13 protein-coding genes and 2 tRNA genes are annotated in these 14,492 nt (G+C 47.6%); 3 read left to right on the top strand and 12 right to left on the bottom strand.

The window, feature by feature from the left end:
* Positions 1 to 232: 232 nt before the first annotated feature.
* Genes rseP through tsaB form a run of 6 tightly spaced genes read right to left on the bottom strand, consistent with a single transcriptional unit; the run spans position 233 to position 5,973 of the window.
* On the bottom strand, positions 233 to 1,615 hold the full coding sequence (gene rseP / locus EL210_RS03895; protein ID WP_018920287.1) for an RIP metalloprotease RseP: 1,383 nt from the start codon (positions 1,613 to 1,615) through the stop codon (positions 233 to 235).
* A 37-nt stretch (positions 1,616 to 1,652) separates the two neighbouring features.
* Positions 1,653 to 2,831, bottom strand: coding sequence for a 1-deoxy-D-xylulose-5-phosphate reductoisomerase (locus tag EL210_RS03900; protein ID WP_036890154.1), 1,179 nt, complete (start codon positions 2,829 to 2,831; stop codon positions 1,653 to 1,655).
* A 16-nt stretch (positions 2,832 to 2,847) separates the two neighbouring features.
* Positions 2,848 to 3,369 (bottom strand): ribosome maturation factor RimM, encoded by a 522-nt coding sequence (gene rimM / locus EL210_RS03905; protein ID WP_004378321.1) that lies wholly within the window; start codon positions 3,367 to 3,369, stop codon positions 2,848 to 2,850.
* The gene (gene murA / locus EL210_RS03910) at positions 3,362 to 4,672 is read right to left on the bottom strand and encodes a UDP-N-acetylglucosamine 1-carboxyvinyltransferase (RefSeq protein ID WP_018920285.1); all 1,311 of its coding nucleotides are present in this window, start codon (positions 4,670 to 4,672) and stop codon (positions 3,362 to 3,364) included. Before murA ends, rimM begins: the two co-directional genes overlap by 8 nt.
* A gap of 3 nt (positions 4,673 to 4,675) precedes the next feature.
* On the bottom strand, positions 4,676 to 5,278 hold the full coding sequence (locus tag EL210_RS03915; RefSeq protein WP_018920284.1) for a DUF4290 domain-containing protein: 603 nt from the start codon (positions 5,276 to 5,278) through the stop codon (positions 4,676 to 4,678).
* Positions 5,279 to 5,280: 2 nt separating this feature from the next.
* Positions 5,281 to 5,973: a tRNA (adenosine(37)-N6)-threonylcarbamoyltransferase complex dimerization subunit type 1 TsaB gene (tsaB, locus tag EL210_RS03920; protein WP_018920283.1), complete on the bottom strand. Its 693-nt coding sequence runs from the start codon at positions 5,971 to 5,973 to the stop codon at positions 5,281 to 5,283.
* An 89-nt stretch (positions 5,974 to 6,062) separates the two neighbouring features.
* On the opposite strand from tsaB, the gene EL210_RS03925 reads away from it, so the two are divergent.
* The 3 genes from EL210_RS03925 (at position 6,063) to nadD (ending at position 8,706) form a co-directional block, all read left to right on the top strand.
* The gene (locus EL210_RS03925; RefSeq protein WP_004375424.1) at positions 6,063 to 6,941 is read left to right on the top strand and encodes a YicC/YloC family endoribonuclease; all 879 of its coding nucleotides are present in this window, start codon (positions 6,063 to 6,065) and stop codon (positions 6,939 to 6,941) included.
* 116 nt (positions 6,942 to 7,057) lie between these two features.
* Positions 7,058 to 8,089, top strand: coding sequence for a guanylate kinase (gmk, locus tag EL210_RS03930; RefSeq protein WP_018920281.1), 1,032 nt, complete (start codon positions 7,058 to 7,060; stop codon positions 8,087 to 8,089).
* A 2-nt stretch (positions 8,090 to 8,091) separates the two neighbouring features.
* Complete coding sequence (gene nadD / locus EL210_RS03935; RefSeq protein WP_018920280.1) at positions 8,092 to 8,706, top strand: nicotinate (nicotinamide) nucleotide adenylyltransferase; 615 nt, start codon at positions 8,092 to 8,094, stop codon at positions 8,704 to 8,706.
* A 538-nt stretch (positions 8,707 to 9,244) separates the two neighbouring features.
* Here nadD and EL210_RS03940 read toward each other — a convergent pair.
* The 6 genes from EL210_RS03940 to EL210_RS03965 form a co-directional block, all read right to left on the bottom strand.
* Positions 9,245 to 10,786: a YifB family Mg chelatase-like AAA ATPase gene (locus tag EL210_RS03940; RefSeq protein ID WP_018920279.1), complete on the bottom strand. Its 1,542-nt coding sequence runs from the start codon at positions 10,784 to 10,786 to the stop codon at positions 9,245 to 9,247.
* Positions 10,787 to 10,834: 48 nt separating this feature from the next.
* A complete protein-coding gene (locus EL210_RS03945; protein WP_018920278.1) occupies positions 10,835 to 11,830 on the bottom strand; it encodes a DUF4369 domain-containing protein in 996 nt (331 codons plus the stop codon).
* Positions 11,827 to 13,500, bottom strand: a complete 1,674-nt coding sequence (locus EL210_RS03950) for a tetratricopeptide repeat protein (RefSeq protein ID WP_026285937.1) — start codon at positions 13,498 to 13,500, stop codon at positions 11,827 to 11,829. Before EL210_RS03950 ends, EL210_RS03945 begins: the two co-directional genes overlap by 4 nt.
* A gap of 23 nt (positions 13,501 to 13,523) precedes the next feature.
* Positions 13,524 to 13,609: transfer RNA gene (locus EL210_RS03955), tRNA-Leu, on the bottom strand.
* Between the two features lie 31 nt (positions 13,610 to 13,640).
* Positions 13,641 to 13,713 (bottom strand) — tRNA-Gly (locus EL210_RS03960).
* 173 nt (positions 13,714 to 13,886) lie between these two features.
* The gene (locus EL210_RS03965; RefSeq protein WP_018920276.1) at positions 13,887 to 14,459 is read right to left on the bottom strand and encodes a hypothetical protein; all 573 of its coding nucleotides are present in this window, start codon (positions 14,457 to 14,459) and stop codon (positions 13,887 to 13,889) included.
* Positions 14,460 to 14,492 lie beyond the last annotated feature (33 nt).

The raw sequence follows: 14,492 nt of genomic DNA on the forward strand, positions 1-14,492 counted from the left end.
TTATAAGACCGCAAGGAAATGCTCCCCTTGAGATAATTCATAGTGCACAATGCATAATGCATAATCATGAAAGACCACAAAGAAATGCCCCCCTCCTTGGGAACCGTAGGTCGCTGTTCGTTGAGTAAGCGAAACGAGGAAAGCAAAGGGTTGGGGGAGGTCTCGCTATCTCACATTCCCCTCCCCTCGGGAGGGGCCAGGGGTGGGTGTCAAGGGCTGGGGGAGGTCTCGCTTACATATACCCCAACCACCTCAATATATCATTAAGATTGGCCACAATCATCAGCAGAATGAGGATGGTTACGCCTGTATATTCGGCACGTATCATGAACTTTTCACTCGGTTTACGACCCGTAATGATCTCGTAGATGAGGAAAAGAACATGCCCACCATCAAGTGCAGGGATCGGCAGTATATTCATAAAGGCGAGGATAATGCTTAAGAAGGCTGTCATTTTCCAGAAGAGATACCAGTCCCATGATGAGGGGAAGAGGCTTCCAATGGAACCGAAACCGCCAAGACTCTTGGCACCATCGGCCGTAAAGATATACTTCATGTCGCTCACATAGCCCTTCAAGACGTCCCAACCATAAGCAACTCCTGCCGGGAAACTGGCTAAGAAGCCATAGCTCTTGTGGGTAGCGACATAGAGATTCTGCACACTTGGGAATGCAATTGCAAGTTTCAAATCAGGTGTAAGCACGATTTTTGCCGTGTCAATCTTGTCGGCCTGATAAACCAACTGTACCGTCCGCACCTTCATACTGTCGGCATGTGTCTTGCAAGCTGCCAGTTCATCGTTCAATCTGCTTAGCTCATCAAGGAACAGATTGGCTGAAGTAATCTTCACACCATTAAGGGCAAGGATCTTGTTTCCTTTCTTCAAGCCAAGCTTCTCGCCCGGCCCGCCAGGGATAACAGAGTCGACTGTTGCTGGAAGATAAGGCCTACAGAAAGCCGGAGTGCTTTTAATCATGTCCAGAAGATTAATATCTCCGGAGAGAGAAAGGCTCTTTGGCTTGCCATTTCGAATGATATCAACACGTGTCGCCTTTGAAAGTGCGCGGAACATATCGGCACTGAAGTCCTTGAACTGCCCCTTTTCAGTGCCCACAAGAATGTCGTGGTCTTTGAAACCATAGCTTTTTGCCTCCTCATTAAACACCATTCCCTGCTTCATGTCTTTCATCTGGACATAGGTTTCGCCCCAAACGAACATGATCATTGAATAGATAAAGAGTGCAAGGAAGAAGTTAACGGTGACTCCGCCAATCATCACCAGCAGGCGTTGCCATGCAGGTTTCGTGCGAAACTCCCACGGTTCAGCTGGCTTGGCCATTTGTTCGGTGTCGAAACTCTCGTCTATCATACCGGCAATCTTGCAGTAGCCACCCAGCGGAAGCCACCCCATGCCATAGTCGGTATCACTGCTTTTAGGTTTGAAATGGAACAGACTGCCTCCCCACTTGCCTATGCTGACATCAAAGAAAACATAGAATTTCTCTACTCTTATACCGAAAAGCTTGGCAAAAAACATGTGTCCGCCTTCGTGGAGCAGCACTAACAGGGAGATTGCAAGAACGAACTGCAATGCCTTTACAAATATGATTTCCATTATTTATTTACTGTTTTAAAATTCAAGATTAATGACTTCAGACTGCCACTGCATTCGAAATGAGGCTTCGGGCTATAGCTCGTGCCTCGGCATCAGTCTTCAGATAAATGTCAAGATTGGGGTCGTTGTCAAATGTTGCCTGCTGCATGGTCTTCTCTATCACGTCAGCCATGCCGAGGAATGAGCACTCATCACGTTGGAAAGCAGCATTCGCCACCTCGTTGGCAGCATTCAGTATGCACGGCATATTGCCCCCTTTGTTGATAGCTTCATAGGCCAAAGCAAGACATTTGAACTTCTCTATGTCGGGTTCGAAGAACTCCAAGCATTGCTGTTTGAAGAGGTCGAGGCGCTCACCGCTAAGGGGTAATCGCTCCGGGAAAGAGAAAGCATACTGGATAGGCAGGCGCATATCGGGCACACCTAACTGTGCTTTCACCGCTCCATCAATGAATTCAACGGCACTGTGAACGATACTTTGCGGATGAATCAACACTTGTATGCGGTCAGCGGGCACGCCAAAGAGCCATTTGGCCTCCATAACTTCAAAGCCTTTATTCATCAGTGAGGCTGAATCTATCGTTATCTTGGCCCCCATATCCCATGTAGGATGCTTCAAAGCATCGGCAGCTGTGACCGTCTTGAGCTGCTCATGGCTGAACTTTCTGAATGGCCCGCCCGAGCAAGTGAGCAGGATTTTCGTGATTTCATTATCTGCATCACCGACTATACTCTGGAAGATTGCACTGTGTTCGCTGTCGACCGGCAGGATAGGTACATGGTTTTCTTTGGCCAAACTGCAAATCAATTCGCCTGCAACAACAAGCGTTTCCTTGTTTGCCAAGCATATCTTCTTATGGGCTTTAATGGCATTGATGGTTGGAACAAGCCCCGAAAAGCCAACCATGGAAGCCAGAACCATGTCGATAGGTTCGGCAGAAACAATCTGTTCCAAGGCCTCCTTGCCGGCATAGACCTTGATATCCGGTTCGTCACGGAGCAGCTCTTGCAGCGTCTCATAATGGGCCTCATTGCCTATAACGACTGCTGCCGGCTTGAATTCCCGTGCCTGCTGAGCCAGTTTCTCTACACTGTTGTTGGCTGTAAGACAATAGACCTCGTAGCGATCACTGTGCTGTCGAATGACATCGAGGGCCTGTGTGCCGATACTTCCGGTAGAACCGAGGATACATATCTGTTGTTTTTTCTTTTCCATTTCTATCATCTTGGAGTTATAAGTCGAGCAAACCATCGGGAATTGACATTCTGATTTCCCGCCGTTGCATGTCGGCTTCGTGGATTAACTCCTCGTGGGCAGGAAGCAAGATGTCGTTGCCTGCAGTGGTTTCTATTTCAAAAAGCGTATTGATTGTGGTGTCATCAATAGCCTTGATGTGTCCGACAACCTGTCCATTCTGCTTATCAATGACTGCGAAACCAATGATTTCAGCCCACGAAACATGTTCATCATCGCTGTCGGAAAGGTTACGTGGGAAGAAAACCTCACAACCGGTGAGCTGTCGGGCACGCTCTTCTGAGCCGATATCTACAAACTTCACGAGTGCTTTTTCGTTGCTCTTGAAGCGGTATTCCTCCATGAAAAACGGCACAAGAATACCATCGATATCAAGCACAAGATAGTCAGCGTCGACGCGATCAAACACATCATCGCTGAAAAGGAACGACAACTCGCCTTTCACTCCATGGGGTTTCCCAAGCTTTCCTATCTTATAAACGTCTTCCTGTTTAATCATCTACTCGCCTGATACATGCCCCAATCTGGTTCAATCTCTCTTCAATATTCTCATAACCACGGTCAATCTGCGCAATATTTGCTATATGACTTGTACCCTCAGCTGACATGGCTGCAATCAGCAAAGCAATACCTGCACGGATGTCAGGACTGGTCATTCGCCCCGCACGGAGCTTCATCTTGTGGTCGTGTCCAATGACAACTGCCCGATGAGGATCACATAGAATGATCTGCGCTCCCATATCAATAAGTTTGTCAACAAAGAACAAACGGCTCTCAAACATCTTCTGATGAATGAGCACAGAGCCACGCACCTGTGTGGCAACTACCAAGAGAACGGAAATCAAGTCGGGGGTAAGTCCGGGCCAAGGAGCATCGGCCAAAGTCATAATTGTGCCGTCGATAAACGAGTCAACAACGCAATGTGGCTGACGAGGAACAAACAAGTCATCACCTTCAGCCTGTATCTTTACGCCCAAACGCCTAAAGGCATCAGGGATAATTCCTAAGTTTCGGAGTGACACATTCTTAATACGAACGCCGTCACCCACCATAGCTGCCATGCCAATAAACGAGCCGACTTCAATCATATCGGGCAGAACGGAGTGCTCTGCAGCATGCAACTTGTCGACACCTACTATCGTCAAGAGGTTGCTGGCAATACCACTGATGTTGGCCCCCATACCATTCAGCAAATGACATAGCTGCTGAATATAAGGCTCGCAGGCTGCATTATAAATCGTTGTTGTGCCTTTTGCCATCACCGCTGCCATGATTATATTGGCTGTTCCCGTAACCGAAGCCTCGTCAAGCAGCATATAACTACCCTTCAGTCGGTGTGCCTGGATTTGGAATACATCGCGTTCGGGGTCACGAACAAACTTTGCTCCAAGACTTTTGAAACCCAAGAAATGAGTATCCAAGCGTCTACGTCCAATCTTATCTCCGCCGGGTTTGGCCACGGTTGCCTTGCCGAAGCGCCCCAACAGTGGGCCAATCATGAGCACACTTCCACGAAGTGAGGCACATTTCCGCACAAATTCCATGCTGTCAAGAAAGGAAAGATTGAGCGCATCGGCCTGAAAAGTGAAATCACCTTGGGCATGTCGCGTCACCTTCACCCCGATTTCCTGCAACAACTTGATGAGATTGTTGACATCAAGTATCTCCGGAACATTCTTAATTCGCACGGGGTCTGTCGTCAGCAGCGTAGCGCAAATGACTTCAAGTGCCTCGTTTTTGGCGCCTTGTGGTGTGATAGTGCCTTTCAACCGATGGCCACCTTCGATGATGAATGACTCCATAGGCTATTTTTTCTTACGCTTATTAGGGGTATTAACAACGGGTTTTTCCGTGATTTTATTAAACACAAAATCATTCAGATTGAGTTGAACCTTACCGTCAGTGAAGCGTGCAAGGTCGTCAGCTACCTTCTCGTCAGCAGCTGAACCATGGCTCCATGTCATCAAATCCATCTTCATCTGATTTGCAGTGAGACGTATAAGTTCATCACGTTCTTCGCCGTTCGGCATCTCTTTGAGCCGTTCGAAAACTTCAAAAAGGACGTGTCCGTAGTGGCGTACCGGTATCCGTTTCATCGGATACTCCATCGGTTCAGGCTTTGAGGTAATCTTATTGGCCTCACTGATATCATAAGGCCAGTCAATATCAAGCTTGAAATCGCTCATTATTGCCAAGTGATCCCAGAGCTTCTGTTGATAGTCATTGCCCTCCTTGCTCTGTGGAAACATGCGTTCCATGATAGCAACAATCGTCTCAGCACAGGCCTGACGCTCGTCCTTTGTCTTTAAGGTGACGCAGAGATTCACCATATCCTGCACCTCACGTCCATACTCGGGCATGGCGAGTTTCTCACGTTGTGTGTTGTAATCCAATCCTTCAATCTTCATAATCACAGCTGTTTCTTTGGCATTTTAGCAACGAAATCTTTCAAATATAACGGCACAAAGTAGGCCACATCCTCAAACTTTCCCTCGGCAAAGCGCTTATCTGCCAATGGAAACATATTCTTGGCAAGAGGTTGAATGCCTTCCACAAGGCGGGCATTAGGATGATTAATCTCGTTCATACACTTGCCTGCACCGTTTCCAAAGAAGTAAACCACACCCTTATCAAGGTATTCTTTATAAGTTTCGGCAGTCACAATATCGGCCTGAATAGGACGAACCTCATGCAATGCACGGTCAAACACCTGTGCATAAACTTCCATTCGGCGGGCATCAATCATCGGAACGAGCAGTGCATCTTCCTCTTGTGGGTGTTCATTGAGCAACACGGGAACAGCCAAAAGCTCAAGAGTCGGTATGGCTATCAACTTTACATCGCGACCGTAACAAATGCCCTTAGCCATCGAAGTCCCTATACGAAGTCCTGTATATGACCCTGGTCCACAGCTCACTGCTACTGCATCAAGCTTCAAACCATGGCTGTCAATGAAAGAAAGTGACTCATCGACAAAGGCACCAAGGGTCTCATTGTGATGCGGGCCACTGTAGTCTTCCTTGTTGAAAATACATTCTGCGTCATTACTGACGGCAACCGAGCACACATCGGTACTCGTTTCAATGTGCAATATACACGACATAGATGAAAAATATATTCTAAATAAAATGCAAATTTACGCTTTTTTCCCGCAAAATTCGTACTTTTGCAGAAATTTAACGCGTTCTAATTATGATACAGTCAATGACGGGTTACGGCAAAGCTGTCGTGACCTTTAAGGAAAAGAAGATTAATGTTGAGATTAAATCTCTAAACAGTAAGGCATTGGATCTCTCTACCCGTATTGCACCACTCTACCGTGAAAAGGAAATGGAAATACGCCAGACAGTGGCCAAAAGCCTTGAACGTGGCAAGGTAGACTTTGCGATTTGGATTGAAAAAGATGCCGTTGTTGACGCTGCTCCCATTAATACTGCACTCGTTGAGAACTATTATAAGCAGATAAAAGCTATCTCCGCACAGACAGGAATCCCTGAGCCTACCGATTGGTATGCCACACTTTTAAACCTCCCTGACGTCACCACAAAGACCGATACAGAAGAACTTACCGACGAAGAGTGGACAGTTGCCTCGCAAGTTATAGGCCAAGCCATAGATGCTTTGGTCGCTTTCCGCAAGCAAGAAGGTGCTGCCCTGCAGCAGAAATTCAATGAAAAGGTGGACAACATTGAGCATCTGCTCTCCCAAATCGAGCCTTATGAGAAGAGTCGTATAGAGAAAATACGCCAGAATATCATTAAAGGACTCGAACAAATCCCAAGTGCTGACTACGACAAGAACCGCTTGGAGCAGGAGCTTATCTATTATATTGAGAAATTAGACATCAGCGAAGAGAAGCAAAGACTCACCAATCACCTGAAGTATTTCCGTGAAACGATGAACGAAGAAGGCCATGGTGTAGGCAAGAAACTTGGCTTCATAGCCCAGGAAATGGGTCGGGAAATCAACACGACCGGCAGTAAAAGCAACCAGGCTGAAATGCAGAACATCGTCGTGAAGATGAAGGATGAGTTGGAACAGATAAAGGAACAGGTGCTGAATGCGCTGTAAGTAACCCACCCCGGCCCTCCCGAAGGGAGGGAGAACATACTTGGAAAAGGTTATTCGTGAGTTTTCTTTTGACATAACTGCATTGTCTTTAATGCATCATCTCAATTACTTCATACATGAAATACCGCTACGAGACAAACGATGATGCCACCTATCATCTGCTACTTCAACAGGCGAAGCGAATGAGAAGTCAGCCAACGGAAGCAGAACGGACGCTGTGGAAATACCTAAAAGGCAATCAGTTGGGAGCACATTTCAGACAACAACACCCTATGTTCGACTATATACCCGACTTCGTCTGCCTCTCCCGCAGGCTCATTATAGAGTTAGATGGCGACTATCATCTCACAGAAGAACAACAGAGAAAAGACGAAGAGCGAAGCCGATGGCTTGCCACCAAAGGCTTTACCGTATTGCGTTTCAGCAATGATGACGTCTTTTTAAGACTTCATTTCGTGTTAGATAAAATCAGAAACAAAATGAAAGAAAACGATAATATGCCCTCCGTTGACAACAAATCAGCAAGTCTTTCGCAAGCAGACACACCCTCCCTTTGGGAGGGAAGGGGTGGGTCTACGGGCAGACTCCTTATCTTCAGCGCTCCTTCGGGCTCTGGAAAGAGCACCATTGTGCAATGGCTGATGAAGGAACATCCCGAACTTAACCTCCATTTCTCTATCTCCTGCACGAGCCGAGCACCGCGGGGAACGGAGCAGAATGGTGTGGAATACTTCTTCCTTACGCCTGAAGAATTCAAACAGAAGATAGCAAACGGAGAGTTCTTGGAATATGAAGAAGTCTACAAAGACCGCTTCTATGGCACGCTGAAATCACAGGTTGAAGACCAGATTGAACGTGGAGAAAACGTGGTTTTCGACGTTGATGTGAAAGGCGGATGCAACATCAAGCAGTTCTATGGCGACCGAGCGATGAGCATTTTCGTGCAACCTCCGTCGATAGAAGAGCTGCGCCGACGCCTCAACGGGCGTGGAACCGACCTCCCGGAAGTTATCGAACAACGCTTAGCCAAAGCTAATTACGAACTCTCTTTCGCACCGAAATTCGACCGTATCGTTGTCAACGACGACCTCGAAACGGCCAAACAAGAGACGCACAAACTGCTCATTTCATTCCTGAACAACAGATAAAAGTGGCCGAAAAACAGCATCCTAAATCCCAAGTAGGTATCTACGGCGGTTCGTTCAACCCCATACATATGGGCCATATTTCGTTGGCAAAGACGCTGCTTCAGCACACCCGGCTTGACGAAATATGGTTCATGGTCTCGCCACTCAATCCCTTTAAGCGCATGGCCGATGACCTCTTGGCCGACAATCAGCGTTTAGAACTCACACGACTTGCCCTTGCAGACGAGCCTAACCTCATTGCCTGCGACTTTGAATTCCGCCTGCCCAAACCCTCATACACCTACGATACACTCTGCAAACTCCATGAAACCTATCCCGAAAAGGCGTTCACTCTCATCATGGGTTCTGACAACTGGGCAGCTTTCGACCGCTGGAAAAACCATCAGGAAATTCTCCTTCACTACCCCATCATCATCTATCCGCGCAAGCATTCGCCGCTATGTGCCGAGCAACTCCCGCCGAGTGTCACGCTCGTTGATACGCCCCTCTATGATTTCAACAGCACGGATATTCGCCGAAGAATAAGCCATGACATGCCTATCCACGGGATGGTGAAACCTCAAATAGAAGAGAAAACACGATTATATTACCAGCAGCTATCCCATGAAAACCTTTAAGTTTCGTTCTCCCCTGAAACCTTTTCATGCATGAAAACTGTCAACTTCCTTCCTTGTTTTTAACACTTTTCTCCACGACCAAACAGAAATGAAAATTCGCATTCTGTGCTTATGCGAAGCCATTTTATGGTTTCGATACCCTCATTCCGGCCACCTTGAAATGCAGATAAGCCCTCCAAGCGTCGCAACTTGACGCATATTGCACGGCTATCTGCATCATCTTAGGCCGTAATCTCATGCAGATTGCGTGGTAAAATGACTGAGATTGCATCGTTTCATCACGTGAATTTATGTCTTCATTTGATTATAATCGCGTAATTATCTGACAGTCAATATATTGCAAAATGCGAAAAATCAGGGCGTATTCAGGCTGGAGTCGTCTCTCATTTCAAATACGCGAGTCTTGTAAAGGAATTTGTCATGATTTATGACATCTGTTAACATATATTCCGTTATGACGCATTTCGGTTTTTAAGCAGACTCCACGAGCAGTGTTCTTTCCTTTCAAGAGGGTTGTAGCGAATACTATTTTACACGCTCACCGCTCACCCCAATCGCCTCTATCCAACTGCCGATAGCTGATAGCTTCAGCCAAATGGTCGACTTCAACGCGAGGAGAACCGGCAAGATCGGCTATCGTTCGAGCCACTTTCAGAATGCGGCTATAGGCTCGGGCAGACAGACTGAGACGCTCCATCGCCATTCGGAGCATGGCAATTCCCTGGTCGTCGGGTTCGGCATAGGCGTGAATCATGCGCTCAGACATCTGTGCATTGCAGTGCACACCCTTGACATCGCGAAACCGTTCGGTCTGAATTTCACGCGCACGAATAACGCGTTGGCGGATTTCTGCACTCGCTTCGCCCTCTTTTCCACGGCTGATGTCCTTGAAAGGCACGGGAGTTATCGCGCATTGAATATCGATACGGTCGAGCAACGGGCCTGAAATCTTGTTCATATAATGCTGTATCTGTCCCGGCGTACACACGCAATGATGCGTTGGATCGCCATAGTAACCGCAGGGACATGGGTTCATACTGGCCACAAACATCAACGAACAGGGAAACTCTATGTTGTATTTGGCACGGCTGATAGTTATCTTTCTGTCTTCCAACGGCTGCCGAAGTACCTCCAAAGTATGCTTGTTAAACTCGGGAAGTTCATCGCAGAAGAGCACGCCATTGTGTGCCAATGAGATTTCACCCGGCATGGGGTTGGTTCCTCCTCCGACAAGAGCCACCTCGGAAATCGTGTGATGTGGCGAGCGGAACGGACGCTGACTGATGAGCGAAGTGCCACATCCCAACTTGCCTGCAATGCTGTGTAGTTGAGTGGTTTCAAGGCTTTCGGAGAGCGAAAGCGGAGGAAGTATCGAGGGAAGTCGCTTGGCCATCATTGATTTTCCACTGCCGGGAGGCCCTACCATGATGAGATTATGCCCGCCGGCAGCGGCAACTTCGAGTGCACGTTTTACGTTTTCCTGCCCTCTTACGTCGCAGAAATCAAGATCAAACCTTGTCTGTTGCTCGTAAAACTCCTTTCGTGTGTCGATAACTACAGGCTCGAAGCGTTCCTTTCCCGTAAGAAACTGAATGACATCAAGCATATTTTCCATGCCATAGACTTCGAGATTGTTGACCACGGCAGCCTCTCTGACATTGCTCTTAGGCACTATCAACCCCTTGAAATGCTCTGAACGGGCCTTGATAGCAATGGGAAGAGCGCCTTTTATGGGTTGAAGCTGGCCGTCAAGACTTAGTTCTCCGACCATCATATACTGGCCAAGACAGTCTGTGTGAATGCTTCCGTTGGCAGCAAGCAAGGCTATCGCCAACGGCAAATCAAAGCTGCTGCCCTCTTTCTTGAGGTCGGCGGGAGCCATATTGACGGTGATATCGGCTTTAGGAAACTTGAAACCGCAGTATAAAAGGGCTGCAGCGATGCGGTCGCGGCCCTCTTGAACGGCCTTATCACCAAGCCCCGTGAGGTGATAGACCACACCGGGATTCATGCTCACTTCAATCGTGACAGTGGTTACTTCGAGGCCGTTGACAGCTGCACAATAGGTTTTTACAAGCATGGCAAGAATGGTTTAAGGTTGTTTATGGCGTTGGAAAAGCGTTTGAAATCAAATCAACTTCTCCACTCGGTTTATCAAATCATCGGCAGAAAGGCCACGTGCTACGACGCGACCACGCTGCAGAAGAATATTGTCGGGAACGGCAGTAAGTCCCAATTTGCGAACCAACATTCCCTCAAACAGCTTTTCATCGCAGACAACAGGCCAACCGAGATGCTGACTGCTGACTTCCTCCTTGCAGGTTGTAAGACTCGGTTCGAGACTGATACCAAGCAATTGGAGTTTTCCTTCGGCCCGATTGTGCAGGTCAAGCAGGCGTTGTTGCAGGTTCGTACTCTCGTAACTCCACGTTGCCCACGTATAGACAACAGCGACAGGAGCCGAAGAAAGCGAAACCGAAGAAACGGACTTGCCATTGATATCAGTGGCCTTGAAAGCCGGAAGTCGGTCTCCCGAAGCATCGGCCAAAGGCTTACACAGTGCCAAAAGACGGTTGAGATAGCCGTTGCGTGGCTGTTCTTTCTGCATGAATGCCAACAGGCGATAGGCCCGTTTGTAGTCGGGCTGCTGCTTACGAAGCAGGAATTTGTCTACAAGATACGGCCCGACAACAGACTCCAAATGGTCGGAAATGAAGAGTCCCACGTGTTTTTCAATCTCTGGAGGCGTCATGTTAGCAATCTGATGACGGAATTTTGTCATCAGTTCATTGGCATCTGTGCCCGTAATCTCAAGCTCTTTCAAGTGTGATGCATCACCCTTGATGTCGACAGATTTGCCGGGTTGGGCGAAGATTGGCTGTTCAGAGAAGTTTGGAAAGACTACAATGAGCACGCCTTCTTTCTCGCATGGTATCTCATAAGAGAAGCGGCCACCCTGCACTTTGATGGTATCTGTGCCTTCAATGACATTGTCGGGACTATAAACATAAAACTCACCCTGGTTCAAGTTCGTTAGCTTTCCTTCGACTTCGAAATGATGTCCATCGGTGCCACAGGCAACTAAAACCAGCGTGAGTAGTATCAGTAGACTGAATTTCTTCATTTATTTACTTTGGCAAGTTCAAGGTCGTTCTTGGCATATTCGGCCAGAGAAGGATCTTTTTGCAATGCCTCTTTCAGATATTTTGCAGCTGTATCGTTCTTTCCCTGACGTGCATTGAGCACGGCAAAGAGGTAATAAGTCAGACCATTGGGCTGCTTGATAGCTTTCAATGTCTGCTCGGCTGCTACATAGTTCTTATTGAGCAACTGTGCCAGTGCAGCGCTGTTGTTGTCATTGAAGAGTTCATCGGTGGCATTGGCATAGTTGCCACGTGCGATATGCAGGTTGCCGATAATCTCATTGAAGCCGTTAGCTTCGGTGGCATCTGCCAGATTATGCTCGGCTTCAGCTATTTCGCCATGAGTCAAGTTGATATAAGCTTTGTTGGCATATGCCTCCGGAGCTTTGCGATTAGCCTGCAAAGCCTGACTCAGATAGCTGTTGGCTGTGTGCTCATCACCTTCGTTCAGTGCTAAAGCTGCAAGGTTATTATAGGCACGATAGTCGCGATCATAGAGTTCGGTAGTCTTCTTATAGATAGCTTTCTTTGCGTTTACATCGTTTGTAAGCGATGCAGCGTAGAGCAATTCTTCAAGACTTAACTTCGTCGGATCAGCCGCATACTGCTGCTTAATCTGCTGATCGCTGCGGCCAATAGTCTGATAATTGATGATAAGACGGCTGCGACGAAGCTCTGGAAGAATGCCATCGGCAAGCTCACGGAAGCCTTCACTCATGTTACGTATTTGTTGTTCACGCTCTTGGGGGTCCTTATACATCGACAAAACGCGTAGAATGACGTCCTTATCTTGTATCTTACTGGCCTGAACAAGCTTCATAAAGCCTTCCCAGTCCTGTGCAGTATAGTGGGCATCAATGTCTGTTTGAAGATTTGTCCCCTTGAGTTGCTGCTTCACATAGCCTTCACTGACGTTCTGACGCTTGTTGGCTAACTTGTCGTTAAAGGTGAAACCACCCTCCGGAGAGGCATAAGCCTGCACTTCAACGTTCTTGATTGCCAGCTTCTCTCGGTCGGCATTAATGCGCTTAAGCATGCTTACAAACTCGCGAACACTGTTGTTCTTGAGTTCATTGCTGCGCAGGTTAGCCTGATTAATGAGGAATTTCACGTTAGCTTCCTGCTTGTGATCAATCACTCTTTGGAACGAATCAAGTGCCAAACAAGCACCACCCTGCTGCATTGCCTTGCGATAAAGCTCGGCTGTTGCAATGACACCGGTAGCCACTTTGATAGCCGGCACGTTGACTTTTGAGTTACCTATCCGGGCATCGAAAGCCAAATACATGTCGCTTTTCTGCATGGCAGGCACATAATCAAAGACAGTCTTCATCGTATAGCGACCGCCAAGACGATAAGAAATGACTTTATGGTTGGCCATAACCTTCTCTCCTTGGAATGTCACTGCCTGCCCTTTAGCCACTTGTCCGTTGCCATATCTGAGTTCAGGAACCACAGTAACCGTGGCTTTCCTGTTCATAAACTTCTCCGGGAACTGTCCTTCAACCGTTGCAGGAACCTTTCCTCCAACCGTTTCGAGAGGGTTTGGAGTGACTGAAAAGTTATCGGCTGAGAGTTTACCCAACTTAGAGCATGACGTCATTAGAACCAATGAGCATGCCGATAAAGTAAGAATGAGGTTTTTGCGCATACGTGTGAATTAAATTAAGGAGGTGCCGCGAGCGGGACTCGAACCCGCACAGCCATTACTGGCCAAGGGATTTTAAGTCCCTCGTGTCTACCAATTCCACCATTGCGGCTTGGGAGATTACAAACTTGTAAAGTCAAGTGAGCGGAAAACGGGACTCGAACCCGCGACCCCGACCTTGGCAAGGTCGTGCTCTACCAACTGAGCTATTTCCGCAGTTTGGGTTTTGCAAAGGTATAAGTAATTGTTGGAACTGCCAAATAATTCTTGATTTTTGTTCATGAAAAATTACTAAAAACGCCCTCATTTCATGAAATCTATAACGCGAAAAGAGTCGGGATTCAGGCCGAAACCACACTGAATGCACCGCAAAACAGAACTGAAAGCCCTTAATTCACCGTTAAAACACCATACGGCCCAGTAGTCTGCGCACGATAACGCGTAAGTTTACGCCCCCGCTCTCCTTGGACTATGACCCCGCTGTTGTTGAGGTTATAACGGCGATTACACACTCTGCAGACGGCAATTCCATCCGCCAAAAGCTGCAAAGGCTTACTCTTCAAAGGCAAAGCCTGCGGATCAAAGCAGTTAGGACACTCTAAATCGTAGGCATAGAACACAGGCGGATTGTTCAGATTACCATAGCCCACAATGAGTCCGTTGTTGCATCCAAGAACATGACGACGCTGGATTTCGAGGTCAGTGAGAATGCTTTTACTCGTCCGACCATCGCTGTTTGTGAACACATAATACTGCGCACCGCTGATAAACTGCCACCGAACTGTACAGAACATACCGCTATTCGGCGTCATCGCTTCAGCCAAACGCGCGTTCTGATGAACGTTGTTTTCATACACGAAATAAGGACGAAAATTGCCATATTCGTTTTGAATGTCACCGCAGGAAGCGACAAACAACAGCATCAAAAGCAGGGAAAATGTCTGCAAGGCACTACGCATCATTCACAATTCAAAGGGAGACTGCCCGCTGCCCAC

Origin of the sequence: Segatella oris (assembly GCF_900637655.1) — a bacterium.
Taxonomy (GTDB): Bacteria; Bacteroidota; Bacteroidia; order Bacteroidales; family Bacteroidaceae; genus Prevotella; species Prevotella oris.